Origin of the sequence: Pseudomonas paraversuta (assembly GCF_904063065.1) — a bacterium.
GTDB lineage: Bacteria > Pseudomonadota > Gammaproteobacteria > Pseudomonadales > Pseudomonadaceae > Aquipseudomonas > Aquipseudomonas paraversuta.
Window position 1 is genome coordinate 69,743 of sequence record NZ_CAJFCL010000010.1, and the last position, 26,642, is coordinate 96,384.

20 protein-coding genes and 1 other RNA gene are annotated in these 26,642 nt (G+C 59.4%); 14 read left to right on the plus strand and 7 right to left on the minus strand.

Annotation, left to right across the window (positions count from 1 at the left end; genetic code table 11):
• Nucleotides 1-61: 61 nt before the first annotated feature.
• A complete protein-coding gene (gene smpB, locus JQ845_RS19810) occupies nucleotides 62-544 on the plus strand; it encodes an SsrA-binding protein SmpB (protein WP_003439570.1) in 483 nt (160 codons plus the stop codon).
• 60 nt (nucleotides 545-604) lie between these two features.
• Here smpB and JQ845_RS19815 read toward each other — a convergent pair whose 3' ends face one another.
• Entirely contained in the window at nucleotides 605-1,372 is a 768-nt protein-coding gene (locus JQ845_RS19815; protein WP_003439567.1) for a GntR family transcriptional regulator, read from the minus strand.
• 252 nt (nucleotides 1,373-1,624) lie between these two features.
• Here JQ845_RS19815 and JQ845_RS19820 point away from each other — a divergent pair, with 252 nt between their 5' ends.
• The 7 genes from JQ845_RS19820 to ssrA all read left to right on the plus strand — a co-directional run bounded on the left by JQ845_RS19820 (nucleotide 1,625) and on the right by ssrA (nucleotide 10,207).
• Nucleotides 1,625-3,319 (plus strand): lactate permease LctP family transporter, encoded by a 1,695-nt coding sequence (locus JQ845_RS19820; protein WP_010656956.1) that lies wholly within the window; start codon nucleotides 1,625-1,627, stop codon nucleotides 3,317-3,319.
• A 139-nt stretch (nucleotides 3,320-3,458) separates the two neighbouring features.
• Entirely contained in the window at nucleotides 3,459-4,283 is an 825-nt protein-coding gene (locus tag JQ845_RS19825) for a (Fe-S)-binding protein (RefSeq protein WP_003439562.1), read from the plus strand.
• Entirely contained in the window at nucleotides 4,280-5,740 is a 1,461-nt protein-coding gene (locus JQ845_RS19830; protein WP_003439560.1) for a LutB/LldF family L-lactate oxidation iron-sulfur protein, read from the plus strand. The genes JQ845_RS19825 and JQ845_RS19830 overlap by 4 nt, the downstream gene beginning before the upstream one ends.
• Nucleotides 5,737-6,408: a LutC/YkgG family protein gene (locus JQ845_RS19835; protein ID WP_010656955.1), complete on the plus strand. Its 672-nt coding sequence runs from the start codon at nucleotides 5,737-5,739 to the stop codon at nucleotides 6,406-6,408. Before JQ845_RS19830 ends, JQ845_RS19835 begins: the two co-directional genes overlap by 4 nt.
• Complete coding sequence (locus tag JQ845_RS19840) at nucleotides 6,405-9,209, plus strand: FAD-binding and (Fe-S)-binding domain-containing protein (protein WP_203009382.1); 2,805 nt, start codon at nucleotides 6,405-6,407, stop codon at nucleotides 9,207-9,209. The genes JQ845_RS19835 and JQ845_RS19840 overlap by 4 nt, the downstream gene beginning before the upstream one ends.
• A gap of 230 nt (nucleotides 9,210-9,439) precedes the next feature.
• The gene (locus JQ845_RS19845) at nucleotides 9,440-9,739 is read left to right on the plus strand and encodes a hypothetical protein (RefSeq protein WP_003439557.1); all 300 of its coding nucleotides are present in this window, start codon (nucleotides 9,440-9,442) and stop codon (nucleotides 9,737-9,739) included.
• Between the two features lie 76 nt (nucleotides 9,740-9,815).
• Nucleotides 9,816-10,207, plus strand: a transfer-messenger RNA (tmRNA) gene (ssrA, locus tag JQ845_RS19850).
• A 132-nt stretch (nucleotides 10,208-10,339) separates the two neighbouring features.
• Here ssrA and JQ845_RS19855 read toward each other — a convergent pair.
• Nucleotides 10,340-11,113 carry an AraC family transcriptional regulator gene (locus tag JQ845_RS19855; RefSeq protein WP_003439496.1) on the minus strand — a complete coding sequence of 258 codons (774 nt, stop codon included), beginning with the start codon at nucleotides 11,111-11,113 and terminating at the stop codon, nucleotides 10,340-10,342.
• Nucleotides 11,114-11,486: 373 nt separating this feature from the next.
• Between JQ845_RS19855 and JQ845_RS19860 the strand changes: the two genes are divergently transcribed.
• From JQ845_RS19860 to JQ845_RS19880, 5 genes are all read left to right on the plus strand, one after another.
• Complete coding sequence (locus tag JQ845_RS19860; protein ID WP_010656950.1) at nucleotides 11,487-13,124, plus strand: APC family permease; 1,638 nt, start codon at nucleotides 11,487-11,489, stop codon at nucleotides 13,122-13,124.
• 43 nt (nucleotides 13,125-13,167) lie between these two features.
• Complete coding sequence (locus tag JQ845_RS19865) at nucleotides 13,168-14,094, plus strand: 4-hydroxyproline epimerase (RefSeq protein ID WP_003439482.1); 927 nt, start codon at nucleotides 13,168-13,170, stop codon at nucleotides 14,092-14,094.
• A 77-nt stretch (nucleotides 14,095-14,171) separates the two neighbouring features.
• Nucleotides 14,172-15,119 (plus strand): dihydrodipicolinate synthase family protein, encoded by a 948-nt coding sequence (locus JQ845_RS19870; protein WP_003439474.1) that lies wholly within the window; start codon nucleotides 14,172-14,174, stop codon nucleotides 15,117-15,119.
• A 118-nt stretch (nucleotides 15,120-15,237) separates the two neighbouring features.
• Nucleotides 15,238-16,815 carry an aldehyde dehydrogenase (NADP(+)) gene (locus JQ845_RS19875; protein ID WP_003439471.1) on the plus strand — a complete coding sequence of 526 codons (1,578 nt, stop codon included), beginning with the start codon at nucleotides 15,238-15,240 and terminating at the stop codon, nucleotides 16,813-16,815.
• Nucleotides 16,816-16,818: 3 nt separating this feature from the next.
• The gene (locus tag JQ845_RS19880; protein WP_003439468.1) at nucleotides 16,819-18,105 is read left to right on the plus strand and encodes an NAD(P)/FAD-dependent oxidoreductase; all 1,287 of its coding nucleotides are present in this window, start codon (nucleotides 16,819-16,821) and stop codon (nucleotides 18,103-18,105) included.
• A gap of 189 nt (nucleotides 18,106-18,294) precedes the next feature.
• On the opposite strand, the gene JQ845_RS19885 is transcribed toward JQ845_RS19880, so the two are convergent.
• From JQ845_RS19885 to JQ845_RS19895, 3 genes are all read right to left on the minus strand, one after another.
• Nucleotides 18,295-19,602, minus strand: a complete 1,308-nt coding sequence (locus JQ845_RS19885) for an OprD family porin (protein WP_203009383.1) — start codon at nucleotides 19,600-19,602, stop codon at nucleotides 18,295-18,297.
• Nucleotides 19,603-19,850: 248 nt separating this feature from the next.
• Nucleotides 19,851-21,257 (minus strand): YfcC family protein, encoded by a 1,407-nt coding sequence (locus JQ845_RS19890; RefSeq protein ID WP_010656946.1) that lies wholly within the window; start codon nucleotides 21,255-21,257, stop codon nucleotides 19,851-19,853.
• A gap of 28 nt (nucleotides 21,258-21,285) precedes the next feature.
• Nucleotides 21,286-22,410 (minus strand): M20 family metallopeptidase, encoded by a 1,125-nt coding sequence (locus tag JQ845_RS19895; protein ID WP_203009384.1) that lies wholly within the window; start codon nucleotides 22,408-22,410, stop codon nucleotides 21,286-21,288.
• A 123-nt stretch (nucleotides 22,411-22,533) separates the two neighbouring features.
• On the opposite strand from JQ845_RS19895, the gene JQ845_RS19900 reads away from it, so the two are divergent.
• The gene (locus JQ845_RS19900) at nucleotides 22,534-23,457 is read left to right on the plus strand and encodes a LysR family transcriptional regulator (protein WP_003439457.1); all 924 of its coding nucleotides are present in this window, start codon (nucleotides 22,534-22,536) and stop codon (nucleotides 23,455-23,457) included.
• Nucleotides 23,458-23,636: 179 nt separating this feature from the next.
• Here the strand turns inward: JQ845_RS19900 and garD are convergent, their stop codons facing one another.
• Both garD and JQ845_RS19910 read right to left on the minus strand, forming a co-directional pair.
• Nucleotides 23,637-25,190, minus strand: a complete 1,554-nt coding sequence (gene garD, locus JQ845_RS19905) for a galactarate dehydratase (RefSeq protein ID WP_010656944.1) — start codon at nucleotides 25,188-25,190, stop codon at nucleotides 23,637-23,639.
• Between the two features lie 11 nt (nucleotides 25,191-25,201).
• Entirely contained in the window at nucleotides 25,202-26,566 is a 1,365-nt protein-coding gene (locus JQ845_RS19910) for an MFS transporter (protein WP_003439453.1), read from the minus strand.
• Between the last annotated feature and the right edge of the window lie 76 nt (nucleotides 26,567-26,642).

The following is a 26,642-nucleotide window of genomic DNA, read 5'->3' on the forward strand; positions in this document are numbered from 1 at the left end:
CGCACAAACTCGCAGGTTGGCCGTAGCCGACACGCTAGCAACTGCCTATAATGCCGGCCCTATGGCTAAACAGAAGAAACACCCCACAGGGACCATCGCGCAGAATAAAAAAGCGCGACACGATTACTTCATCGAACATCGGTTCGAGGCTGGTCTGGTCCTGGCCGGCTGGGAAGTAAAAAGTCTGCGTGCAGGCAAGGCACAGCTGGTCGACAGCTATGTGCTACTCAAGGACGGTGAAGCCTGGCTGCTTGGCAGCCATATTGCCCCCCTGACGACAGCCAGCACCCACGTTATTGCCGACCCGACGCGCAGCCGCAAACTGCTGCTTAACCAGCGCGAGCTGGAAAAGCTGTTTGCCGCGGTGCAGCAGAAGGGTTACGCCTGCGTCTGCCTCTCGCTTTACTGGAGCAAGCACTTGATCAAGTGCGAAATTGCCCTGGGTAAAGGCAAGAAGGAATACGACAAGCGTCATACCGAGCGTGAGCGCGACTCCGATCGCGAGCTGCAGCGTGCAGTGCGCAACAAGGGCAAGGAAGACTAAACCTCCCTGCCCCTATCATCTGCAGGAGCGAGCTTGCCTCGCCCCTGCAGGTTTGGCCCCTTACAACCCGTTACGCCGCTCAGCCCGCGCCATGCGCTGAACTTCCTGACGCACTTCTTCCAGCACTTCCTGCACGTACACCAGGTGCCGGCTCGCTACTTCCCGGGCATCCTCTGCACGCCCCTCGATAATCGCCAGATACAACTCGCGATGCTGACTGATCAGCATGTCGCGCGTTTCACTGCGCTGCTTGTACATACCCCCGATGTTGGTCACCACGTTGCGCTTGAGCAGGTCGAACAAGCCCCGAATGGTGTGCAGCAACACTGCGTTATGACTGGCTTCGGCGATAGCCAGATGGAAGTTGGCATCCGCCTCGCCCTCCTCTGCGCGGCTCACCTCATCGACCCGTGCATAACAATCCTGCAACTGCTCAAAGGCCAGGCGCAGACGCTCGCGATCCATCTCGGTGGCGCGCGATGCCGCGTAAAAGGCACATGAAGCCTCAAGGGTATGGCGAAACTCAAGTAAATCGCGCTGCGCTTCGGGATTGCTCTCCAGCAATTGCAACAACGGATCACTAAAGGTCGAACCCAGCGCAGTCGCCACATAATTGCCGCCGCCCTGGCGACTGACCAGCAAACCTTTGGCCGACAGCTTTTGAATGGCCTCGCGCAACGACGGGCGCGACACACCAAACTGCTCCGCCAGCGCACGCTCAGCCGGCAAGCGCTCGCCTGACTTCAACGTTCCCTCAAGGATCATGCCCTCAAGCTGCTCGACAATATCGTCCGACAAACGGCGCTGACGAATTTGATCAAACCCCATAACTGCTCTCCACCCTCCCGACCGAGCGCCGGGGGCCGCTATTCTCGCCGATTGGCGCAATCCGCACACTCATCAGAAGCGCCGCTCCGGCCCCCATCAGATGCACTGAACACGAACATCCCGACAAAAGATTTAAGAGCGGCAAATTGACACATACCGCATAAGGCTTTTACCCTAGCCGGTAGCGGTTGTAAATTGGTAATACCAATTATCCAAGCACGCTCGACCAATAACAATTAGGGGCCACCCCATATGCAAACCTGGCAACAGCTCTATAGCCCGCTCGGCAGCCTCGGCCTGTCCGCTCTCGCGGCTGTCATTCCGATCGTGTTTTTCTTCCTGGCTCTGGCCGTGTTCCGTCTCAAAGGACACGTCGCCGGGAGCATTACCCTTGCCCTGTCCATTGTGGTGGCCATCTTTGCCTTCCAGATGCCTGTCGACATGGCCTTCGCAGCTGCCGGCTATGGATTTGCCTATGGCCTCTGGCCAATTGCCTGGATCATCGTTGCCGCGGTGTTCCTCTACAAACTGACGGTTAAAAGTGGTCAGTTCGAAATCATCCGCAGTTCGGTACTGTCGATCACCGATGACCAGCGCCTGCAAGTGCTGCTGATTGGCTTCTGCTTCGGTGCCTTCCTCGAAGGTGCAGCCGGTTTCGGCGCGCCGGTAGCCATTACTGCCGCACTGCTCGTAGGCCTGGGCTTCAACCCGCTGTACGCGGCGGGCCTGTGCCTGATTGCCAACACCGCCCCCGTAGCGTTCGGCGCACTGGGCATTCCGATCATCGTGGCGGGCCAGGTGACGGGCATCGACTCGTTCAAGATCGGCGCCATGGCCGGCCGTCAGTTGCCATTGCTGTCGCTGTTCGTACCCTTCTGGCTGGTATTCATGATGGACGGCCTGCGCGGCGTGCGTGAAACCTGGCCGGCAGCCCTGGTGGCCGGCTTGAGCTTCGCCGTCACCCAGTACTTCACCTCGAACTTCATTGGCCCTGAGCTGCCGGACATTACCTCGGCCCTCGCCAGCCTGGTCAGCCTGACCTTGTTCCTGAAAGTCTGGCAGCCAAAACGGACTGCAGGCGCACAGATAGCAGGCGTTTCCTCTGACGTAATCGTGACAGCCAGCGCAGGAGGTTTCGGCAAACCGAGCAACCTCATGGCTTCGCCTTACAGCCTGATGCAGATTCTCAAAGCCTGGTCGCCGTTCCTGATCCTCACCGTTCTGGTCACCATCTGGACCCTCAAACCGTTCAAGGCCCTGTTCTCACCGGGCGGCGAGATGTATGGCTGGGTGTTCAACTTCGCCATTCCGCACCTTGATCAACTAGTGATCAAAACCGCACCCATCGTAAACGCACCGACCGCCATTGCTGCCGTGTTCAAACTGGACCCGATTTCAGCAACCGGCACAGCGATTTTCTTCTCTGCATTGATCTCGATGCTGATCCTGAAAATTGACATCAAGACTGGTCTTACCACTTTCAAAGAGACCCTCTACGAACTGCGCTGGCCGATCCTGTCCATCGGCATGGTGCTGGCCTTTGCCTTCGTCACCAACTACTCGGGCATGTCTTCCACCATGGCTCTGGTGCTGGCGGGGACTGGCGCGGCGTTCCCGTTCTTCTCGCCGTTCCTCGGCTGGCTGGGCGTATTCCTGACCGGTTCCGACACCTCCTCGAACGCGCTGTTCAGCTCGCTGCAAGCCACCACCGCGCACCAGATCGGCGTCAGCGACGTGTTGATGGTTGCGGCCAATACCAGCGGCGGCGTGACCGGCAAAATGATTTCCCCGCAATCAATCGCCGTAGCCTGTGCGGCCACCGGCCTGGTGGGCAAAGAGTCCGACCTGTTCCGCTTCACCCTCAAGCACAGCCTGTTCTTCGCCACCATCGTTGGCCTGATCACACTGGCACAGGCCTACTGGTTCACCGGCATGCTGGTGCACTAATAAGACTATGGTTACTGCACGATAAAAGGCGCCGGCCTGCACGCCGGCGTCATTCATTCCAAACCCGGTCTGCCTGGCGGCTGAAGACGGTTTCAGCTGCTGACGCGGACACATAACCGGGACCACCCGGAGACGCCTGATGAGCGAGCTTTTTTACAACGCCGTGCCGAATGCGACCCGCGTCGCCCCGCCCCTCCCGACACCTCGTCAATACCCCTCGCACAAGCCACGCAAGGTCTATCTGTTTGGCACCTGCGTAGTGGACCTGTTCTTCCCCGAAGCCGGAATGGACGCCATTCACCTGATCGAACGCGAAGGTATCGCAGTCGACTACCCCCAGGGCCAAAGCTGCTGCGGACAACCGGCCTATACCTCCGGCTACACCGATCAGGCCCGCGAAGTCGCACGGTCGCAGTTGGCATTGTTCGCCGAAGACTATCCCGTGGTCGTGCCGTCCGGCTCTTGCGCCGGGATGCTGCGCGAGCACTACGAAGACCTGTTCAAGGACGAACCCGAAACCCTGCTCAAGGTCCACGCCCTGGCCGAACGCACCTTCGAACTCACCGAATTCCTGCTGTTTGTGTGCAAGGTGCAATTCAAGGACAGCGGTGCTCCGGTCAAAGTAGCGCTGCACACCTCATGCTCCGCACGGCGCGAAATGAACACCCACCTGCATGGCCGCGAAATGCTCGCGCAACTGAGTAATGTCGAACGTATCGACCACAGCCACGAAAGTGAATGCTGCGGTTTTGGTGGGACATTCAGCGTACGCATGCCGGATATTTCCGGGGCCATGGTCGCCGACAAGACCCGCTCCTTGATTGAAACCGGCGCCCATCAGGTACTGACTGCCGACTGCGGCTGCCTGATGAATATCAATGGCTCGCTGGAAAAACAGAAGCAGGCCCTGCGCGGCCAGCATCTTGCCAGCTTCTTGTGGCAGCGCACCGGAGGCCAGCAATGAGCGCCAGCACACTGATCCCCACCGTCGCGATTGAAGAAGACTTTCGCGAGCGCGCCCACGAAGCCTTGGCCGACACGCAACTGCGAAACAACTTTCGCAGTGCCATGGACTCTTTGATGACCAAACGTGCGGCGTCCTTCAGCGACGCCCATGAACGCGAACACTTGCGAGCCCTGGGCAATGCAGTGCGCGCACGCGCCTTGTCCAAACTGCCCGACCTGCTGCAACAACTGGAAGCCAACCTGACTCGCAACGGCGTGCAGGTGCATTGGGCCGAAACCGTCGACCAGGCCAATGAAATCGTGATGTCCATTGCTCGCCGGCGCTCAGCCAGGCAAGTGATCAAAGGCAAGTCCATGGTCAGCGAAGAGATGGAGATGAACCACGTGCTCGGCGCCCAGGGCATTGAATGCCTTGAGTCCGACATGGGCGAGTACATCGTTCAACTCGACAACGAGAAGCCGTCCCACATCATCATGCCGGCGATCCACAAGAATGCCGGGCAAGTGGCTGACTTGTTCCACGAAAAACTCGGTGTGGACTACACCAAAGACGTCGACCAGCTGATCCAGATCGGCCGACGCGTGCTGCGCCAGAAATTCTTTGAAGCTGACATCGGCGTGTCCGGCGTCAACTTCGCAGTCGCCGAAACCGGCACCCTGTTGCTGGTGGAAAACGAAGGCAATGGCCGCATGTCCACCACAGTGCCGCCGGTGCATATCGCCGTCACCGGTATCGAAAAAGTCGTCGAAAACCTGCGCGATGTGGTGCCACTGCTGTCACTGCTGACCCGCTCGGCCCTCGGCCAGCCGATCACCACCTACGTCAATATGATCTCCGGCCCGCGCAAACCCGGCGAACTGGACGGCCCCGAAGAAGTGCATCTGGTACTGCTCGACAATGGCCGCAGCCAGGCATTTGCCGACAGCGAGTTACGCCAGACTCTTAACTGCATCCGCTGTGGTGCCTGCATGAACCACTGCCCGGTATACACGCGCATCGGCGGCCATGCCTACGGCGAGGTTTACCCGGGGCCGATTGGTGCAATCATCACGCCGCACATGGTGGGCCTGGCCAAAGTTCCGGATCACCCCAGCGCGTCGTCGCTGTGCGGTGCCTGCGGCGAAGTGTGCCCGGTAAAAATTCCGATCCCGGCCCTGCTGCGCCGCCTGCGCGAAGAGAACGTCAAAGCGCCGGATGCTTCGCCCCGAATCATGCGCGGCCAGGGCAGCAAGTACTCGCGCAAAGAGCGCCTGGTCTGGAACATGTGGGCCAGACTCAATAGCTCTCCCACCCTCTACCGCGTGTTCCTCAAGGCTGCCACCCGCCTGCGCGGGCTCACGCCGAGCAATGTCGGGCCGTGGACGCAAAACCACAGTGCCCCCAAACCCGCAGCCCGCTCCCTGCACGATATGGCCCGCGAGCACCTGGCGAAAAAATCGGGAGACCCGCGATGAGCGCTAGACAAAACATCCTCAACAAACTGCGTAACAGTCTGACAGGGACCACACCGGTGCCTGACAACTTCGACGAAGTGCTGGTGACACAACCCTGGACTTATACCCCGGAGCAACGCATCCCTCAGCTGCGCAAACTGATGGAAGCGGTGCACACCGAAATCCACCTCAGCACCGAACAGGACTGGCCCGCACTGTTGGCGCAATTGGTCACCGACCGTCAACTGCCGAGCCTGCTGATTGCCCCGACCACGGCCCACGGGCAAAAAGTGACGGCGCACTGGGAGCGAAATCCCGGGTTGGCGCCGCTCAAGGCCTACAACCGCCCGGTGGAAGAATGGAAAGCCGAACTGTTCAATGACACCCCGGCCAGCCTGACCACGACCCTGGGCGCGATTGCCGCCACCGGCAGCCTGATCATGTGGCCAACCCCTGAAGAACCGCGCCTGATGAGCCTGGTACCGCCGGTGCATTTCGCCCTGCTCAAGGCCAGCGAAATCCGCGACAACTTCTATCAGGTGCAGCAAGAGATGAACTGGGCCGCCGGGATGCCAACCAACGCATTACTGGTATCCGGCCCGTCGAAAACCGCCGATATCGAGCAAGTGCTGGCCTACGGCGCCCACGGCCCGAAAGACCTGGTGGTGTTGATCCTGGAGGATGCATGAGCCTGCCCGCTGCCTTTGTGCGTGATGTCGAACAACTGATCGCGCAGGACCGCCGTTTCAGCGACCCGCTGTCCACCCTGGCCTTTGGCACTGACGCCAGCTTCTATCGGCTGATCCCCAAGCTGGTGATCCGCGTCGAGTCCGAAGACGAAGTGGTCGAACTGCTGCGCCTCGCCCGTCGCGATCAGGTGCCGGTGACTTTTCGCGCCGCCGGCACCAGCCTGTCGGGGCAGGCCATCAGCGACTCGGTGCTGATCGTGCTTGGGGATAACTGGAACGCCAAGGAAATACGCGGCCAGGGCACACAAATCCGCCTGCAACCCGGGGTTATCGGCGCCCAGGCCAACGCCTGGCTGGCACCGTTCGGTCGTAAGATCGGCCCTGACCCGGCCTCGATCAACGCCTGCAAAATCGGCGGCATCGTCGCCAACAATGCCAGCGGCATGTGTTGCGGCACCGCGCAAAACACCTACCACACCCTGGCTGGCCTGCGCGTGGTGCTGGCCGACGGTACCCGGGTCGATACCGAAGACGCCAACAACGTCGCCGCTTTCCGCCAAAGCCATGCTCCTTTGCTCGAACAGCTGGCGACATTGGCCCGCGAGACCCGCGCCAATTCCGAACTGGCTGCCAAAATTCGCCATAAATACCGTCTGAAAAATACCACAGGCCTGTCGCTCAACGCCCTGGTGGATTTCGATGACCCGCTGGATATCCTCAGCCACTTGCTGGTGGGCAGCGAAGGCACGCTGGGCTTCATCAGCTCGGTGACCTACGACACGGTAATCGACCATCCGAACAAAGCCTCGGCGCTGATCGTGTTCCCCGACGTTGAAACCTGTTGCAACGCAGTCACCGTACTGAAAAGCCAACCTGTGTCCGCCGTGGAGCTACTGGATCGTCGCAGCCTGCGCTCGGTACAGGACAAGCCCGGCATGCCGGCTTTCGTACAACAGCTGTCGGCCAATGCCTGCGCCCTGTTGATCGAGTCCCGTGCCGCAACCTCGACCTTACTGCACGAACAACTGGCGCAAATCATGGCGTCGATGGCGGCGTTCCCGGTCGAGAAACAAGTCGACTTCACCGAGGACCCGGTGGAAAACGCAAAACTGTGGGCGATCCGCAAAGACACCTTCCCTGCAGTCGGCGCCGTGCGCAAAACCGGGACCACGGTCATCATCGAAGACGTGACCTTCCCGGTCGAACAACTGGCCATCGGCGTCAATCGCCTGATCGAGCTGTTCGACAAACACCACTACGACGAAGCGATCCTGTTTGGCCATGCCCTGGAGGGCAACCTGCACTTCGTCTTCACCCAGGGTTTCAACAACCCCGAAGAAGTGGCGCGTTACCAGGCATTTATGGATGACGTGGCGCAACTGGTGGCCGTGGAATTTGGCGGCTCGCTCAAAGCCGAGCACGGCACCGGGCGCAACATGGCGCCTTTCGTAGAACTGGAATGGGGCAGCGATGCCTACCAGTTGATGTGGCAGCTCAAGCGTTTGCTGGACCCCCAGGGCATTCTCAACCCGGACGTGGTCCTCAGCGAAGACCCGCACATCCATCTAAAGCATCTGAAACCGATGCCCGCCGCTGACGAGATTGTGGATAAGTGCATCGAGTGCGGCTTCTGCGAGCCGGTATGCCCATCAAAAGGCCTGACCCTCAGCCCGCGCCAGCGGATTGTGATCTGGCGCGACATTCAGGCCAAAAAGCGCGCAGGTATCGACACCCTAGAACTGGAAAAAGCCTACGCCTACCAGGGCATCGACACCTGCGCCGCTACCGGCTTATGCGCACAGCGTTGCCCGGTGGGTATCAACACCGGCGAGCTGGTGAAAAAACTCCGGGCCCGCAGCGCCCACAGCGTGAAAACCGCCGACTGGCTGGGAAATCACTTTACAACCACGCTGCAAGGCGCCCGCTTCATGCTGCACGCCGCCAATGGCGCACGCATGCTGCTGGGTGCGCCGCGGCTGGGCAAAATCTCGGCCGCGCTGACCCGGGCAAGCAAAGGCCGGGTACCCTTGTGGACCAACGCCATGCCGCAACCTGAACGGCCGATTCGTTTCAGCCCGCCGGTCAATGATGCACGGCCGCGCGTGGTGTATCTGGCCGCGTGCGTTTCACGGGTGATGGGGCCGGCGGCAGGCGACAGCGAGCAAATGTCGCTTCTGGATAAAACCCGCGGCCTGCTGGAAAAAGCCGGTTACCAGGTAGTGTTCCCCGACAACATGGACAGCCTGTGTTGCGGCCAGCCGTTTGCCTCCAAAGGCTATGCCGAACAGGCCGAACACAAACGCCAGGAACTCATCGGCGCCCTGCTGCATGCCAGCCGTGGCGGGCTTGATCCGATCTACTGCGACACCAGCCCTTGTACCTTGCGCCTGGTGCAGAACCTGAACCAGTCGCGCCTGGACCTGTACGACCCGGTGCGTTTTATCCGCACCCACCTTGTGCACAAGTTGAACTTCACCCCGCAGACCGCGCCGATTGCCGTGCATGTCACTTGCAGCACCCAGCACCTGGGCGAAAGCCAGGCGCTGATCGACATTGCACGGCTGTGCAGCACCCAGGTAGTGATTCCCGAAGGGATTCATTGCTGCGGATTTGCCGGCGACAAAGGCTTCACCACACCGGAGCTGAACGCCCACTCGCTGCGCACCCTGAAAGACGCCGTGCAGCATTGCAGTGAAGGGATATCCACCAGTCGCACCTGCGAAATCGGCCTGAGCCAACATGGCGGAATCGATTACCACGGGCTGGTGTATCTGGTGGACCGGGTGACCACCACCCTGTAGGAGCGAGCTTTTTACGTCGACGGCATGCAGGCTGACTCGCCCCGGACGCCCTGCCGAACACTCAAAAAAACGCCCCACTTTTGGGCATAAAAAAACTCATTCCATGGCGGCCAAATACAGGCAGAACTCCTGAGCACAGCTATAGTCAATTGGCTTAAGGCCCCAATGTTTGGGGCATATAACCGAGTCCGGAGACACCGGGCCTACCCTGTACACAAGGAGTTTTCCCCATGAAGCGTACCGCTCTTGCTGGTCTGTTTATTTCCGCTGTGATGTTGGCCTCTCCGGTGTTTGCGGCTGAAACCGTTCCTGCAAAGGATGATTTGTGCGCCATCAACCTGCAAAGCATTGAAAACGCCATGGCTACTTCTGGCCAGACAAGTGAAAACACCGCCGACGACATCAAGGCTGGTTACGAAAAGGCCAAGAAAGAACAGGCCAGCGGCGATGACAAAGCCTGCATTTCAACCACCACTCAATTGCTCCAGCGTATCCAGGATAACAACAAAGGTGGTGATGACGGCAAGTAAGCCCTTGATGGGGTTGGCCTTCTGCGCCGCAAAGGCGTACACTCCGCTAGCTTGCTGGTAATACACAGCAAGCATCGGGGCCGTTTAGGATTCGACGCCGGTTGCGAAACTCTAGGTGCATGCCGAGTTGGTAACAGAACTCGTAAATCCACTGTTGCAACTACTTATAGTTGCCAATGACGAAACCTACGAGGGTCAAGCTCTCGCAGCGTAAGCTGCCTTAGCCATCCTCCTGGTACCTTCGGGTCCAGCAATCACTAGGGGATGCCTGTAAACCTGAAGTGATTGTCATATAGAACAGGATCGCCGTGCAGTACGTTGTGGACGAATCGGCTAAAACTTACACAACTCGCCCAAAGCACCCTGCCCTTCGGGTCGCTGAGGGTTAACTTAATAGATACGGCTAAGCATGTAGTACCGACAGCGGAGTACTGGCGGACGGGGGTTCAAATCCCCCCGGCTCCACCAACTCAACAAAAAAAGACGTCCTCGGACGTCTTTTTTTGTGCCTGGAATTCAGGGCTTTCAGCGCCGCTGACGGGGGGTGATCCATGACATTGCGCAGGAAAACGCCTCAGGTGCTGCCTGTCACCTCGGCCCTCAATGCCCGGTAGCCTGCCGATACTGACGCGGGGTAAAGCCGGTCAATGCCTTGAACTGTCGGGTGAAAGCGCTGTGGTCGGTATAGCCGCACTGCAACGCCACTTCGGTGATGGGCATGTCGGTATGCAGCAGGCGATGGGCGTGCTCCAGGCGAACCTTCTGGATCATCTGCCGCGGCGTCAGGTGGAACACTCGCTTGCAGTATCTTTCCAGCTGAGCCACGGAAATGCCGGCGATTCGCGTCAGCTCGCCCAAGGTGACGCGGCGATTGAAATGCGCGCGTATGTATTCGTCGACCGCGGCCAGGCGCTGGTAGGCCGGGTGCGTGTCGGCGGCCGATTGCAGGTCAACCGAAATCCCCGCCAGGCCGATGATTTCTCCGTTGCGGTTATATAGCGGCCGTTTGTGGGTCAGGCACCAGCCGGGCTCCCGGCTGCCGTATAAATGCAGCTCCAGTTGGTCTTCCAGGACCAGGCCCTGTTCCAGAACCCGGCGGTCCTGTTCGGTGTAACCGGGGCCCAGTTGCGCGGGGAATACTTCGGCACTGGTTTTGCCAAGCAAAGGTTGCAACTGTTTCAACCCGCAGCGCTGAACCAGGGTGCGGTTGGCCATCACGTAGCGCGCGTGGATATCTTTGATAAAGATCGCGGCATTCGGAATCACATCCAGCAGCGGCAACAGCAACGCCACCCCCGCCAGTAGTTCATCGAGGCTGTCAGGGCGGCTCCGGTCGCTGCCCTGCCCCAGGATCGCAAACGCGCTTAGCGGCATGACTCTCACTCTCTCAGGGTTCGGACAGGCAAAAGTCTACCCGTGCCGCACCTCGTCGGCAATTTGGAATTGTGCTGATTTCGTCATCGACCCAAGTGAAAAACATCAATCGAGCAACCGCTGAAAAGTCCACTCTAGAGCCATTGCATGCCCCTTGAAAAACTCTGACGGATCGGCAAGCAAGCGTCAGCCCGCATCCAGGAAGGTATAGGCGATTACACGGCACGACCTATGGAAGTGAAGGATTCCTGAACCCGGTTTTTATAAGTGCGCGGTTGTTAGCAGCCGCAACGTTATCTACGGCGATCCCGAGCATAACGTTTTCAAATGACATCACTCCTGCCTATCCAATAACTCACAAGAAGGCACCGCCATGTCAGGCAAAGGTAAGTTCAAAAAGCAACTTTCATTGATAGACCTTACGTTTATCGGGCTGGGAGCCATCTTCGGTTCTGGCTGGCTGTTTGCCGCCAGCCACGTTTCCGCCATTGCGGGCCCCGCAGGCATCTTTTCCTGGCTGCTGGGCGGGTTTGCCGTGCTGCTGCTGGGCATCGTTTACTGTGAACTGGGGGCAGCACTGCCGCGGGCCGGCGGTGTGGTTCGCTACCCGGTGTACTCCCACGGCCCGTTGCTCGGCTACTTGATGGGCTTTATCACCCTGATCGCCTTCTCCAGCCTGGTGGCAATCGAAGTGGTTGCCTCTCGCCAGTATGCTGCCGCCTGGTTCCCCGGGCTGACCCAGGCCGGCTCCAACTCCCCTACGGTGATTGGCTGGCTGATGCAGTTCGGTCTGCTCTGCCTGTTCTTCATGCTCAACTATCGCAGTGTGAAGACCTTCGCCAAGTTCAATAACCTGGTCAGCGTATTCAAGTTCATCGTTCCGCTGCTGGTGATCGGGGTGCTGTTCACCTTCTTCAAACCGGCAAACTTCGAGGTCCATGGCTTCGCGCCATTCGGCATGGCGGGCATCGAGATGGCCGTTTCCGCTGGCGGCGTGATCTTCGCTTTCCTGGGGCTGACCCCCATCATCTCGGTGGCCAGCGAAGTACAGAACCCGCAACGCACCATTCCGATTGCACTGATCCTGTCGGTGCTGCTGTCCACCGCCATTTATGTGCTGTTGCAGACGGCCTTTCTCGGCGGTGTGCCCACCGAGATGCTGGTCAACGGCTGGACCAGTGTGTCCAAGGAACTGGCGCTGCCTTATCGCGACATCGCCCTGGCCCTGGGTGTGGGCTGGCTGGCCTACCTGGTGGTGGCTGATGCGGTGATCTCGCCCAGCGGTTGCGGCAACATCTATATGAACGCTACCCCGCGGGTGGTCTACGGCTGGGCAAAGACCGGTACCTTCTTCAAGATCTTCACCCGCATTGACGAAAAGTCCGGCATCCCGCGCCCTGCGCTGTGGCTGACCTTCGCCTTGTCGGTGTTCTGGACCATGCCCTTCCCTTCCTGGGAAGCCCTGATCAACGTCGTCTCCGCAGCACTGGTGCTCAGCTACGCCGTGGCTCCGGTGTCCGTGGCCGCACTGCGCCGCAACGCCCCCGACATGCCTCGCCCGTTCCGGGTCAAGTGGATGGCGGTACTGGGCCCGCTGTCATTCGTCATCGCGGCACTGATTGTCTACTGGTCAGGCTGGAACACCGTGTCCTGGTTGCTTGGCCTGCAGATCGCGATGTTCGTGGTGTACCTGATGTGTGGTCGCTTTGTACCCACCTGGCACCTGAATCTGGCCCAGCAAGTTCGCTCTTCCATGTGGTTGATCGGCTTCTATGCCGTGACCATCGTGCTCTCCAAGCTCGGCAGTTTCGGTGGCATGGGCGTGCTCACTCACCCCTTCGACAACCTGGTGGTGGCGACCTGCGCCCTGGGCATCTACTACTGGGGCGCGGCCACCGGTGTACCGGCGCATCTGGTGCGCCTGGAAGATGAGGACGAAGACGATGAACAGGTAGTCCATCAGGCAGCAGCCCACTCTGCGCATCCCGCCGGGGCATACGCCGGGGCTTGATCCCGGGATTCCAGGCCTCTTTGCGCGTCTAAAGGACAGGTATATGAAACAAGTACATATCATTGATTCCCACACCGGCGGCGAACCCACGCGCCTGGTCATGAAAGGCTTTCCGCAACTGGCCGGCAACACCATGGCCGAGAAGCTCAATGCCCTGCGCGACCAGCATGACCAATGGCGTCGTGCCTGCCTGCTGGAGCCCCGCGGCAACGATGTGCTGGTAGGCGCCCTGTACTGCGAGCCGGTCTCGCCGGATGCCACCTGTGGCGTGATCTTCTTCAACAATGCCGGCTACCTCGGCATGTGTGGTCACGGCACCATCGGCCTGGTGGCCTCGTTGCATCATCTGGGGCACATCAGCCCGGGCGTGCACAAAATCGATACGCCAGTGGGTCCGGTCAGCGCCACGCTGCATGAAGATGGCGCTGTGACCCTGCGCAACGTACCCGCCTACCGCTACCGCAAACAGGTGCCGGTGGACGTCCCCGGCCACGGCCTTGTGTACGGCGATATCGCCTGGGGTGGCAACTGGTTCTTCCTGGTTTCCGATCACGGCAAAGCATTGCAACTCGACAACGTCGAAGCCCTCACCGAGTACACCTGGGCGATGCTCAAAGCTCTGGAAGCCCAAGGCATCCACGGCGAAGACGGCGCCCTGATCGACCATGTCGAGCTGTTTGCCGAGGACCCCCAGGCCAACAGCCGCAACTTCGTCATGTGCCCGGGCAAAGCCTACGACCGCTCACCCTGCGGCACCGGCACCTGCGCCAAGCTGGCTTGCCTGGCAGCCGATGAAAAACTGGCCGCAGGCGAGCGCTGGGTCCAGGCCAGCATCACTGGCAGCCAGTTCATCGGCAGCTACGAATGGGAAGGCGAGCGTATCCGCCCTTCCATTACTGGCCGCGCCTACATGACCGCCGACAGCACGCTGCTGATCGACGAACAGGATCCCTTCGCGTGGGGCATTTGAGCCACCCCGCCGGATGCCGTTCAGACGGCCCCTTATAGCTTCAATAGACAACAATAAATTTTCCAGGAGTTACAGCAATGACCGATAACATTTTCACTGGCTGCATGCCGGCCCTGATGACCCCTTGCACCGCTGACCGCCAGCCGGATTTTGACGCGCTGGTAGCCAAGGGCCAGGAACTGATCGATATCGGCATGAGCGCCGTGGTGTACTGCGGCTCCATGGGCGACTGGCCACTGCTGACCGAAGCCCAGCGCCAGGAAGGCGTCGCGCGCCTGGTGGCCGCAGGCATTCCGACCATCGTCGGTACCGGTGCGGTCAACAGCCGTGAAGCGGTTTCCCACGCAGCCCATGCAGCCAAAGTTGGCGCCCAGGGCCTGATGGTTATCCCGCGCGTGATGTCCCGTGGCGCCTCTGCCGCCGCGCAAAAAGCTCACTTCGCCGCGATCCTGGAAGCCGCTCCGGGTTTGCCGGCAGTCATCTACAACAGCCCTTACTACGGCTTTGCCACCCGCGCCGACCTGTTCTTCGAACTGCGTCGCGAGTACCCGAACCTGATCGGCTTCAAGGAGTTCGGTGGTGCTGCAGACATGCGCTACGCCGCCGAGAACATCACCTCCAAGGACGATGACGTGACCCTGATGGTCGGTGTCGACACCCAGGTGGTGCATGGCTTCGTCAACTGCAACGCCACCGGCGCCATCACCGGCATCGGCAACGCCCTGCCGCGCGAAGTGCTGCAACTGGTAGCCCTGAGCAAAAAAGCCGCCAAAGGCGACGCCAAGGCTCGCCGCCTGGCCCGCGAACTGGAAGCTGCTCTGGCCGTGCTCTCGTCCTTCGACGAAGGCTGCGATCTGGTGCTGTACTACAAGCACCTGATGGTGCTCAACGGTGACAAGGAATACACCCTGCACTTCAACGAGACTGATGTGCTCAGCGATGCCCAGCGCAATTACGCCGAGAACCAGTACACGTTGTTCCGCCAGTGGTACGCCAACTGGTCGGCAGAGCAGAACGTCGCCTGACGTTTCGCCCACCACCTGCCTGCACGGCGGCGCCCCGATGCGCGCCGCCCTCTATTTATGCCCGGCTGCCAAGCCCCGTGTTTGGCAGCCGGACTCCCCTACTGCTCCAGGAACCGCCATGACTCTGACAGGCCAAATGCTGATCGGCACCCACGCCATTACCGGCAGCCGCGAAGCGATCCGGGCGATCAATCCCGCCACCGACCAACCGCTCGAACCGGCCTATCCCGGCGGTACCGCTGAGCATGTAGAACAGGCCTGCGCCCTGGCATGGGCAGCCCTGGACCGCTATCGCGAGACATCACTGGCGGCACGCGCCGAATTCCTCGAAACCATTGCCGATGAAATCGAAGCCCTTGGTGATGAACTGATCGACCGTGCCACGGCCGAGAGCGGCCTGCCACGCCCGCGTATCCAGGGTGAACGTGGCCGCACCTGCCACCAGCTGCGCACCTTTGCCCGCACTGTACGTGCCGGCGAATGGCTGGATGTACGGGTCGACCCGGCACTACCGGAACGTCAACCTCTGCCCCGCTCTGACCTGCGCCAACGTCAGGTGCCGCTGGGTCCGGTGGCCGTGTTCGGCGCCAGCAATTTCCCCCTGGCCTTCTCCGTTGCCGGCGGCGATACCGCCTCGGCCCTGGCTGCCGGTTGCCCGGTCGTCGTCAAGGCCCACAGCGCGCACCCGGGCACCAGCGAACTGGTAGGCCGCGCAATTGGCCGCGCCGTGGAAAAATGCGCTCTGCCTGAAGGCGTGTTCTCGCTGTTGTTCGGCTCGGGTCGCGAAGTGGGGATCGCCCTGGTCAGCGACTGGCGGATCAAGGCCGTCGGCTTCACCGGCTCGCGCAGTGGCGGCATGGCCTTGTGCAAGGCGGCCCAGGCACGCCCGGAGCCGATCCCGGTGTATGCGGAAATGAGCTCGATCAACCCGGTACTGCTTTTCCCGGCGGCACTGCACAATCGTGGCGAAGCGCTGGCACAAGGCTTTGTCGCTTCCCTGACCCAGGGCGCCGGCCAGTTTTGCACCAACCCGGGCCTGGTAATTGCCCGTCAAGGCCCGGCCCTGGACAGTTTCATCCGCGTGGCAGCGGACTTCGTGCAGCGCAGCCCGGCGCAGACCATGCTCACCCCCGGCATCTTCAGCGCCTATCAAGCCGGTGTCGGCGCTCTGGCCGAAAACCCCCACGCCCGGGCAGCGGCTGCCGGCCTGCAGGGCGAAACCCCGAACCAGTGCCAGGCCCGACTGTTCGTCACCCGGGCAGAGGATTTCCTCGCCGACCCGTCCCTGCAAGGCGAAGTGTTCGGTGCCGCGTCGCTGATCGTGCAATGTGCCAATGACGACGAAATCCGCCAGGTCACCGAGCACCTGGAAGGCCAGCTAACCATCACCCTGCACCTGGATGACGCCGACCTGGAAAGCGCCAGGGCGCTGCTGCCGATCCTGGAGCGCAAGGCCGGTCGCCTGCTGGTCAACGGCTGGCCAACCGGTGTTGAAGTGTGCGATGCCATGGTCCATGGCGGTCCTTTCCCGGCCACCTCCGACACGCGCACAACCTCGGTCGGCACCGCCGCCATCCTGCGTTTCCTGCGGCCGGTCTGCTACCAGGACTTCCCCGATACCTTGTTGCCAGCCGCGCTCAAGCACAGCAACCCGCTGCTGCTGCGCCGCCTGTTCGACGGCCAGAGAGAAGCCTAGGAAATGTCGAACCCCTTCAATTCCAGCAACCCTGACGACAGCGTTGACATTGCCGTGGTCGGCGCCGGGATCATCGGCGTTGCCTGTGCCCTGCAACTGGCACGCCAGGGCCAGCGCGTAGTGGTTATCGACCAGCAGGACCCCGGCCACGGCGCCTCATTCGGCAACGCCGGGCATCTGGCGACCGAGCAGGTGTTTCCCATCGCCGATGTGTCGATCCTCAAGCGCTTGCCCGCCATGCTCATGGACCCCATGGGCCCGCTGCGCCTGGACTGGAAATACCTGCCCCGTGCCATGCCCTGGTTCACGCGCTTGTTGTTGAACCTGCGACCGGCGCCTTACCAGCGCACCGTGGCCGGCATACGTGCGCTCAACGAAAGCAGCCTGGGTGCCTGGCACCGGCTGCTGGAGTCGATCGAACGGCCGAACCTGATGAAGGAAGACGGCTCGTTGCTGGTGTTCGAACGCGCCGAGTCGCGCCAGGCGATCGAAGCGCTACAGGCACGCATGCGTCAACAAGCAGTACCGGTCGATATGTGGCAGGCCCAGGCCATCCGCGACGTCGCCCCGCAATTGAGCGAGCAGATCCAGGGCGGGTTGTTCTTCCCCAGCACAGGGCATTTTCTGGACCCCTACCAGGTGGTCTGCGAACTGGTCGAGGCCGCCAAGGCCTGCGGTGTGCGCTTCATCAAGCAACGGGTGCAGGACGGACACCTGCATCAGAACGGCGTCTCGCTGCACACCGACCAGGGCAGTTTGACTGCCCGCCAGGTACTGATCGCCTGTGGCGCCCACTCAGCCAGGCTCACCGCAAAGCTGACGGGCAAGAAGGTCCCCCTGGATACCGAGCGCGGTTATCACCTGATGCTGCCCCATGAACACGAGCGGCTGCCTTTCGCAGTCACCTCGCTGGAACGCAAGTTCATCATGACCCCCATGACCGATGGGCTACGGTTGGCCGGCACTGTCGAGTTCGCCGGCCTTGAGCGCCCCCCGACCATGGAGCGCGCCTGGCAGTTGCACCGGTTGAGCAAAGGTCTGTTCCGCCAGGACTTGAGCGCCGAGGGTGCCACGCCCTGGATGGGTTTCCGCCCGTCCTTGCCGGACTCTCTGCCGATCATCGACCGGGTATGCAACGGCAAGGTACTGCTTGCCTTCGGCCACCAGCACCTGGGCCTGACACAGGCCGCAGTCACTGCCGAGCTGATTGCGCGGATGGTTGCACCGGCGACCGCGACCCCGTCTCATCCGTTGCCGGGGCTCGAACCGTACCGGCTGGATCGCTTCTGAGGCAATCGCGGGAAATGGCTGGCTGCGGGCCCGACGCCGGCAGGCCATGCCCCTGCGGGAGCAACGATTCACAATAGAAGCTTCAGGCAAAAAAACGGGCTGCCAGGTATCACCTGGCAGCCCGCTGGCCTTGGGAGAAAAGGCTCGATGCGCCTGTTCAGCGCACTTGAGGGCTAGTGCCCAGCGGCCTTAGAAAAGCGCAATGCTGTAGCTCAGAAACACCCGGTTCTGATCTTGATTGCGGGCTGCCTGGCTATGGGACTTACCATTGCGCCAACCCAGCCCCACACCTTTAAGCGCTCCGGATTGCACGACGTAATCCAGGCTTAAATCCCGCTCCCATTCCTTCAGTCTGTCGCCGCTGACAGTCTTGATATTGTCCCCCCGCAGGTACATCACCGAGGCTTTCAGGCCTGGCACGCCGAGGGCAGTAAAGTCATAGGCATACTGGCCAAATGCTGTGCGCTCCCCGGCCCGGGTGAAACTTTGGGTCAGGCGGTCGGTGTACAGGTACAAGCTCGCGCCGCCAGCACCTTTGCCTTCCAGCCCGCCCTGATTGAGCTGAGTGAAATTACTGCCGTCGGAAACACTTTGATAGCCGACGGTGACCCCATGGCTGCCAATGCTGTAAATAAATGCAGCACTCCAGGTACGGTTGTCGATCTCGCCATCGCCCTCTTTGGTGTAACCACTGATGCGGTAGCCCGCAGCTCCCGAACTGTTTTTACCCGAAGATTCAGTTCGAAAATAACGCAGGTCGGTTTTTAAAGACTGGTCATTCGAAAACTCAAGGGTGTGAACCAATCCAAAAAACTGCTGGCTGTAATAGTCTTCAAGGTGACCGTAGTAATACTGTGCGAGCAGGTCCCTGGAAACTCTCCAGTCAGCCCCGGCAAAATTGAACTGGTTGCTTTCGCGCTGACCACCCACAGCGGCCAGACCAGTCCGGTCCGTTGATCCACGGCCAGTTGCATGCTCAATCCGCCCGCCATTGAAGGTCACATTAGCCAACTCCCGTGAGACTACCTGGCCCCCCTCGAAGGTTTGGGGAAGCAGCCGTCCATCGTTGGCAACCAGCACCGGAAGTCTGGGCAGAAGTGTTCCGTAGCGAAGTTCGGTCCTGGAAACTTTGACTTTCCCCGTCAGCCCCAGGCGCCCCCACTGACTGACGGGCCTGTCGTCACTGCCGACTGGAATCATGCTGCTACCCACAGACCGCCCCTTGCCGCCATCCAGGGTCACACCCAGCAACCCCAAGGCATCGACCCCAAAGCCGAAAACGCCGTCGGTATAGCCCGACTTGTAATCCAGCATAAAGCCCTGCGCCCACTCTTCGGTTTTTGAAGGCTTCGCGGCGCCCTCACGACTGTCATTGTTGAAGTAGAAGTTCTTCAACCCCAGCGTGGCTTTACCGTCACGCAGAAAATCAGCCTGTGCCTGAGTACTCAGGGCAATACCGCCCAGAAGAAAAGTTGCAGCTATATTGTTTACGGTCACTTACAGCGCTCCGATTTATTATTTTAATTTGCTCAATCCACAGGCAAACCCGCCCGCTGCCCCAAGGCTGTTTACTTGAACCATTGCTATCGCAACTGCAGGCACGAGCTTGTCTCGCGATGGTTTAGAGAGCGCCGTGTTTAAACTGTAATCACGGGTTATCGCTAACAAACATCCCAAGACAAGTTCGCGCCTGCTACATCAGGGTTTAATGACTTGATCACTACAGCCAGGGCGGGATGAGAACTTCAAAACGGGCCCCACTTCATTTCTACGCCAACAATCAGTACAACCACACAAATCACCATCCATACGGCAATCAGCGGCGCTACAAACTTCACCCACTTGCCGAAAGGAATACCGGCCACGGCAAGAACGCCCATCAAGACACCGGAGGTCGGGTTAATACAGTTAACGATACCTTCGCCAAACAATACGGCATGCACCACTACTTGCCGTGTCAGCCCGATCATGTCGCCGATAGGCACATAGATGGGTATCAGCAATGCCGATTCACCGGAACCGGAAGAAATAGCAAAGTGCATCAGCGCTGCACTCACGTACATACCGATGGCGGCCATGGCGGGATGCAGCGGCGCCAGCAAGTCAGCCAGATGCCCGACAATCGGATCAAGGATATGACCGTTATCCAGAACGATTGATATTGCCCGGGCCATGCCGACAATCAGTGCCCCGGAGACAATCCGGGAACAACCACCCAGAAAACTGTTGGCAATTTCAGACGCCGACAGTTTGCCAATCATGCCTGCGACTATCGCCATGAACACAAACATGGCGGTCATCTCGAGCTCTCCCCACTTCATGGTCATGGCGCCATAAATGAAGGTCACCAGAGTGCCGGAAGCGAACGCCAGAATCAGCCAGTGGCGGGTTGTTGCCTTTTCGTCTGCCGCGATGGAATCAGTCAGTTCAGGACGTTTTTCACCATTTTTGCGGCATTTGCGCATGTAAATCATCAAAAAAGCGATACAGGCCAATATGAACAGTGCTGAGGTAATGCCGCGCAACCCGAAGCCGGAAAATAATGGCAGTTGGGCCAGTCTCTGAGTAAGCCCGGTAGTCACCGGGTTAGTGAGCGCCACATTGAAACCGGACGCGCACGTCAAATACACCAGCGAGACCCCGAAGAAAGGGTTCAACCCCAGAGACCTGGCAACCAGCAAACCAATCGGAACGAAAGCAACAACCGCATTGACCACAACGCCCGTGGTTCCAAGCACTCCAAAGATCAGACCAAAGATTGCCACGACCACGTAATCATTAAGCTTTGTACTGCGTGCAATGCCATTGAGTGCCTGGTGAATGGCTCCGGTACTTTCCAGTACCGCTAAAGCGCCGCCGGTAAAGAGGATCAGAAAGATGATAGGTGCAGAACTCTGCAACCCGGAAGCAATCGCCGTAAAAACCCCTAGCGGATGCACGCCATTTTGCGGAACGGCATGAAGACTGCCATTCACGACAAATGAGATGCCATCGCGCATTTCACGATCAAACACACCCGCGGGAATAATCCATGTAGCGGCCGCCGCAATCAGCAAGATAATAAAAAGAAAAACATAGGGACTTTTGATTTCTTGCTTTGAAGATTTAGAGGCCGTACTTACGCCCTCAGAAGCCGATTTTATATTTATCATAGCTTTTACCTCAGGTTTCTCAGCCGGTTTAAAGTCTCTGGATCAGTTCAGCCAGAAGTGCGGCCCGTACTGGTAAATCCGAGATAATGATGTGTTCATGGGTAGAGTGCGGCCCTACCCCCGTAGCCCCAAGTCCGTCCAGGGTCGGGATACCGATGGCAGAGGTGAAGTTGCCGTCACTTCCTCCTCCCACCGAGGCACCTTTGATTTGAATGCCCAGTGCCTCTGCAGCCTCCTGGGCTACGGCAAAAAGTTTCTGGTTTAACGGGGTGTATTCAAGGGGAGGACGCACCAGACCACCGCTGACAGCGATCTGCGCGCCAGCCAGGCATGGTTTCATGTCTTTGACGATGGATTCAATCCGCCGGGCCTCTGCCAAACTGCTGACACGCAGGTCAACACTCAACTCTGCACTGTCGGCGATCACATTGGTACGCTGGCCGCCGTTGGCAATCCCGACATTAATGGTTGTGCCCAATTCAGGCGCATTCAGTCCATGGAGGAAAAGAATCTGCTCAGCCATTTCATGTACTGCGCTGATTCCGTCTTCGGGGTTGTTACCTGCGTGAGCTGCCCGACCTTTGATCTTGATATCGAAACGGCCTGTGCCTTTGCGCTCGATCTTCAGTTCATTGGTATGCGAGGTGGCCGGCTCAACCACCAGCACTTGTTCGCACAGACGCGCTTCACTTTCAATCCACTCACGAGAACTCGGGCTGCCGATTTCTTCATCACTGGAACATAAAAAGCGGATTTGCCGATCCCCCAGCAAGCCAAGGTCAATCAGGGCCTTGGTAGCCCAAATGGCCTGAATGAGCCCACCCTTCATATCCAGAATGCCCGGGCCGTAAAGTTTGCCTTCTTCGACCCGCAGTGAAAGACGGCCGATGTCCCAAACGGTATCAAAATGCCCGAGCACAGCCGTGCGCTTTGGCCCTTTACCCACCGTGAACATCAGATGATTTCCGTACTCCTCGCGCGCGACAACCTCCACGGTAGCGCCGATGCGCTGCGCCATGATGTCTTGCAGCACTTCACCACAGGCATCAACAGCCCGCTTGTCTGTAGAGGGGGACTCGGCAAGTACCAGTCGCTTTAAATCGGCGAGCAGAACATCGGAGTGCAGGCGAAGGTATTCTTGTACGGCGCTCATATTTTGGGCCTGTCCTGGAGGAGTAGGCCCCGAGTATGGAATGCTCTTGTGGGTTGAAAAATACGAGGGTGAACACTAGATTGTTGCCCACAGAGCAACAGTTGACGACCAGAAGGCTAAGAGATGGAGAACAGTTTCCAGGAAAAGCGCCTTGGCTACCTGCACGAAGTCGGGTTTCAAGGTGGCATTCGCAAAGCAGCCGACGTACTTGACGTAAACCCCTCCGTCATCAGCCGACAGATCGCCCTCCTCGAGCGCAGCCTGCATTTACCCTTGCTTGAACGTCGCGGACGCAATGTAGTGCTGACTGAAGCAGGCAAACTCCTGTCTGATCATTTCAGTGAAACGCAAAAACGTCGGGAAGTCCTGAGCAAACAATTGAATGACCTGCGATATATGCGCGGCGGAACCGTCTCCCTGAGAATCGGACCCGGGATGGTTGCCGACTTTGTCGCCAACGAATTGCGTGAATTCTCCAAAGTCTATCCCGACGTTTTTGTGGACATCAGTTCCGGGGATATGAGCGCCACACTGATGATGCTGGTACGCGGAGAGGTCGATATGGCGCTGTCATTCGGCCCCATCGACAACGTATCGCTGCAGCGTCGCAGTTTCACCAGAGGCCCTATTTGCGCAATTGTTCCTGAAGATCATCCCTTAAAAGAATTCACTGTCATTGCTGTCAGTGAACTGGCCAACCACAGGTTGATTGGCCTGTCTAACGCCTATGGCGTACAGCGCTATATCAATAAAATATTCGAGTCTGAAAATCAGGTATTCACCCCCGCCTATCGCTGCAACCAACAGTCTGTGGCGATCACCCTGTGCCAGGCAGGTCTTGGCGTAGCGTTCATGACCGCTCAGTCTCTGGGGCAACAGGGCAAAGATTCAAAACTGCTGGCCATCCCCCTGGATCACCCCATAGCAAGGGCCTCGCAGTGTCATATTCTGCGCAGCTCCGATCGACGACTACACCCGGCGTCAGAGCATTTATGGTGGCTGCTGGTGAATTACCTGGAAAGAACCCAGACCGAAGAAACCCTGTAAAGCCCGGGCAGCGCAGGACAATTTATTGATTCAGCACCTCTGCGGCGCACTGCCCCGAGATGTGCGTGCAGGGATCAGCAAACTGTCACTGCTGACCGCGAACTGGCCGATGCCGGCCTTCGGCGGGCTGCCCAATGGACTTAACTCTTGAGACATGCGCCTGGATTGAACAGGGAACCTCAGGTAATGGGCGCCGGGTTGAACAAGGTAATGTCGTTGTGCAATTTGTGCTGTTCGGCCCAGGTATGTTTTTTGCCGCTGGCCACATCCAGGTAGTAGTGGAACAGCTCCCAGCCCAGCTCTTCTATGGTCGCGCGGCCGGTGGCAATGCGCCCGGCGTCGATATCGATCAGGTCCGGCCAGCGCTGCGCCAGCTCGGTACGGGTCGAGACCTTGACCACCGGTGCCATGGCCAGACCATAAGGGGTGCCGCGCCCCGTGGTGAACACGTGCAGGTTCATCCCCGCGGCCAGTTGCAAGGTGCCGCAGACAAAATCGCTGGCCGGTGTTGCACAGAAAATCAGCCCTTTGCCCGTGAAACGCTCACCAGGGCCGAGCACAGCATTGATCGCGCTGCTGCCGGACTTGACGATGGAACCTAGGGATTTTTCGACGATGTTCGACAGCCCGCCTTTCTTGTTGCCCGGTGTGGTATTGGCGCTGCGATCCGCTTCGCCTTTGGCCAGATAGCGGTCGTACCAGTCCATTTCCCGCACCAGTTCCTGGGCGACGCTGCGGCTTTCGGCACGGGAGGTCAGCAGGTAGATGGCATCGCGCACTTCAGTGACTTCAGAAAACATCACCGTCGCTCCGGCCCTGAGCAGCAAGTCCGAGGCATAGCCCAGCGCCGGGTTGGCGGTGATCCCGGAAAACGCATCGCTGCCGCCGCACTGCATGCCCAGAATCAGCTCGGACGCGGGTACGGTTTCACGGCGGCGCAGATCGAGTTTCTTCAGACGGGTCTCTGCCAGCGCCATGATCTGTTCGACCATTTCGCCGAAGCCGTGGCTGGAATCCTGCAAGCGGTACAACCACGGTTCGCTGAGGTCCACCGAACTGTCGTTGTCGTGCATCACCTGGCCGGCCTGAAGTTTTTCACAGCCCAGGCTGATGACCAGCGCTTCGCCGCCCAGGTTGGGGTTGCGTGCCAGATTACGCACCGTGCGGATCGGGATGTAGGCATCGGTGGCGCTGATGGCCACGCCGCAGCCGTAGCTGTGGGTTAACGCGACCACATCATCGACATGGGGGTATCGGGGCAACAGTTCATCACGGATACGCTTGACCGCGTGGTTCAACACCCCGGTCACGCACTGCACAGTGGTGGTAATCCCCAGAATGTTACGCGTGCCGACGGTGCCGTCGGCATTGCGATAACCCTCGAAGGTGAAGCCTTCAAGAGGCGCCTGGGCCACCGGCACCTCGGTGGCCAGCGGCAGGCTGTCCAGGGGTGGCGCAGTGGGCATGCGCAGTTGGTCTTCATTGACCCAGCTGCCGCGGGCGATGGCCTGCAAGGCGTAGCCGATGGTCTGGCCGTATCGAATGACTGCGCCGCCCCGGGCAATGTCCACCAGCGTGACCTTGTGGCTCTGCGGCACAAAATCCAGGGTCACCAGGCCATCGGCAAGCTCGGTCCCGGCCGGTACGCCCTGGTCGTTGACCACCACCGCGACGTTGTCCAGTGCATGCAGACGGATAGTGCGCGGCGAGTCGGAGTGTTCAATCAAAGTCATGGCGCCGCCCTTCAAGGATGTGCTGAAACAAGTTTGGTCAGTTGTGGCCCGCTTACCGGTGGCTCTTTGAGCACCACCCGTTTGATCGGGCCAACGATAACCAGATAGCTGAACACCGCCACCAGCGCATTGCAGCCGACAAACACCAGTGCCCACTTGAACGAGCCAGTGGTGCTGATGATGTAGCCGATGACGATCGGCGTGGTGATCGAGGCAATGTTGCCGAACATGTTGAACAGACCGCCACTCAGACCGGCGATTTGTTTCGGCGAGGTGTCAGACACCACCGCCCAACCCAGAGCGCCAACGCCTTTGCCGAAGAAGGCCAAGGCCATGAAGCCCACCACCATCCATTCAATATCGACATAGTTGCAGGCCACGATGCTGGTGGACAGCAACAGGCCGCCAATGATCGGGGCCTTGCGGGCGAAGGTCAGGGAGTGGCCTTTACGCAGCAGGTAATCGGAAATCACACCGCCCAGCACACCCCCGATAAAGCCGCAGATCGCCGGAAGAGAGGCAATGAAGCCGGCTTTGAGAATGGTCATGCCGCGCTCCTGGACCAGATACACCGGGAACCAGGTCAGGAAGAAATAGGTAATGCCGTTGATGCAGTACTGGCCCAGGTACACGCCGAGCATCATGCGGTTGGTCAGCAACTGGCGGATGTAATCCCACTTCGGACCGTCGACTTTTTTACCTGTGCCCTTGTCCTGATCCATGTCCACCAGCCCGCCGTTGTCGGCGATATGCCTGAACTCGGCCTCGTTGATCATTGGATGCTGGCGCGGGCTGTGGATAACTTTGAGCCAGATCAGCGAGAACACAATGCCGATGCCGCCCATCACGATAAACACGTGCTGCCAGCCGAAGGTGTAAACGATCCAGCCCATCAGCGGAGCAAAAATCACCGTGGCGAAGTACTGCGCCGAATTGAAGATCGCAGACGCGGTGCCGCGTTCGGCGGTGGGAAACCACGCGGCGACAATACGGGCATTACCGGGAAAGGAAGGCGCTTCCGCCAGGCCCACCAGAAAACGCAGCATAAACAGCGCCACCACGGCGGTGGAGATGCCGAATTCCCCGACATAGCCTTGCAGCACGGTGAACAGCGACCAGGTGAAGATGCTCAGGGCATAGACTTTTTTCGAGCCGAAACGGTCGAGCAGCCAGCCGCCGGGGATTTGTCCGGCCACGTAGGCCCAGCCAAAAGCAGAAAAAATAAAACCCAGAGTAACGGCGTCGATACCGAGGTCTTTTTGCAGGCTTGAACCTGCGATAGCGATGGTGGCGCGGTCGGCATAATTGATCGTGGTCACCACAAACAGCATGAGCAGAATCAAATAACGGACATGCGTCGGCTTGGTCGCTGGCATGTAGATGTACTCCCACTGATTATTTTTATGCGCGGGTAACTATTTTTCATCCTGCAGGCGCGAGCTTTTAAACCCG

Coding starts and splice junctions, on each gene's coding strand:
- JQ845_RS19875 (WP_003439471.1), top strand. CDS start 15,238: ATGACTCTGACAGGCCAAATGCTGATCGGCACCCACGCCATTACCGGC.
- JQ845_RS19815 (WP_003439567.1), bottom strand. CDS start 1,372: ATGGGGTTTGATCAAATTCGTCAGCGCCGTTTGTCGGACGATATTGTC.
- JQ845_RS19910 (WP_003439453.1), bottom strand. CDS start 26,566: ATGCCAGCGACCAAGCCGACGCATGTCCGTTATTTGATTCTGCTCATG.
- JQ845_RS19895 (WP_203009384.1), bottom strand. CDS start 22,410: ATGAGCGCCGTACAAGAATACCTTCGCCTGCACTCCGATGTTCTGCTC.
- JQ845_RS19835 (WP_010656955.1), top strand. CDS start 5,737: ATGAGCGCTAGACAAAACATCCTCAACAAACTGCGTAACAGTCTGACA.
- JQ845_RS19860 (WP_010656950.1), top strand. CDS start 11,487: ATGTCAGGCAAAGGTAAGTTCAAAAAGCAACTTTCATTGATAGACCTT.
- smpB (WP_003439570.1), top strand. CDS start 62: ATGGCTAAACAGAAGAAACACCCCACAGGGACCATCGCGCAGAATAAA.
- JQ845_RS19840 (WP_203009382.1), top strand. CDS start 6,405: ATGAGCCTGCCCGCTGCCTTTGTGCGTGATGTCGAACAACTGATCGCG.
- JQ845_RS19845 (WP_003439557.1), top strand. CDS start 9,440: ATGAAGCGTACCGCTCTTGCTGGTCTGTTTATTTCCGCTGTGATGTTG.
- JQ845_RS19870 (WP_003439474.1), top strand. CDS start 14,172: ATGACCGATAACATTTTCACTGGCTGCATGCCGGCCCTGATGACCCCT.
- JQ845_RS19880 (WP_003439468.1), top strand. CDS start 16,819: ATGTCGAACCCCTTCAATTCCAGCAACCCTGACGACAGCGTTGACATT.
- JQ845_RS19865 (WP_003439482.1), top strand. CDS start 13,168: ATGAAACAAGTACATATCATTGATTCCCACACCGGCGGCGAACCCACG.
- JQ845_RS19825 (WP_003439562.1), top strand. CDS start 3,459: ATGAGCGAGCTTTTTTACAACGCCGTGCCGAATGCGACCCGCGTCGCC.
- JQ845_RS19855 (WP_003439496.1), bottom strand. CDS start 11,113: ATGCCGCTAAGCGCGTTTGCGATCCTGGGGCAGGGCAGCGACCGGAGC.
- garD (WP_010656944.1), bottom strand. CDS start 25,190: ATGACTTTGATTGAACACTCCGACTCGCCGCGCACTATCCGTCTGCAT.
- JQ845_RS19890 (WP_010656946.1), bottom strand. CDS start 21,257: ATGATAAATATAAAATCGGCTTCTGAGGGCGTAAGTACGGCCTCTAAA.
- JQ845_RS19830 (WP_003439560.1), top strand. CDS start 4,280: ATGAGCGCCAGCACACTGATCCCCACCGTCGCGATTGAAGAAGACTTT.
- JQ845_RS19820 (WP_010656956.1), top strand. CDS start 1,625: ATGCAAACCTGGCAACAGCTCTATAGCCCGCTCGGCAGCCTCGGCCTG.
- JQ845_RS19900 (WP_003439457.1), top strand. CDS start 22,534: ATGGAGAACAGTTTCCAGGAAAAGCGCCTTGGCTACCTGCACGAAGTC.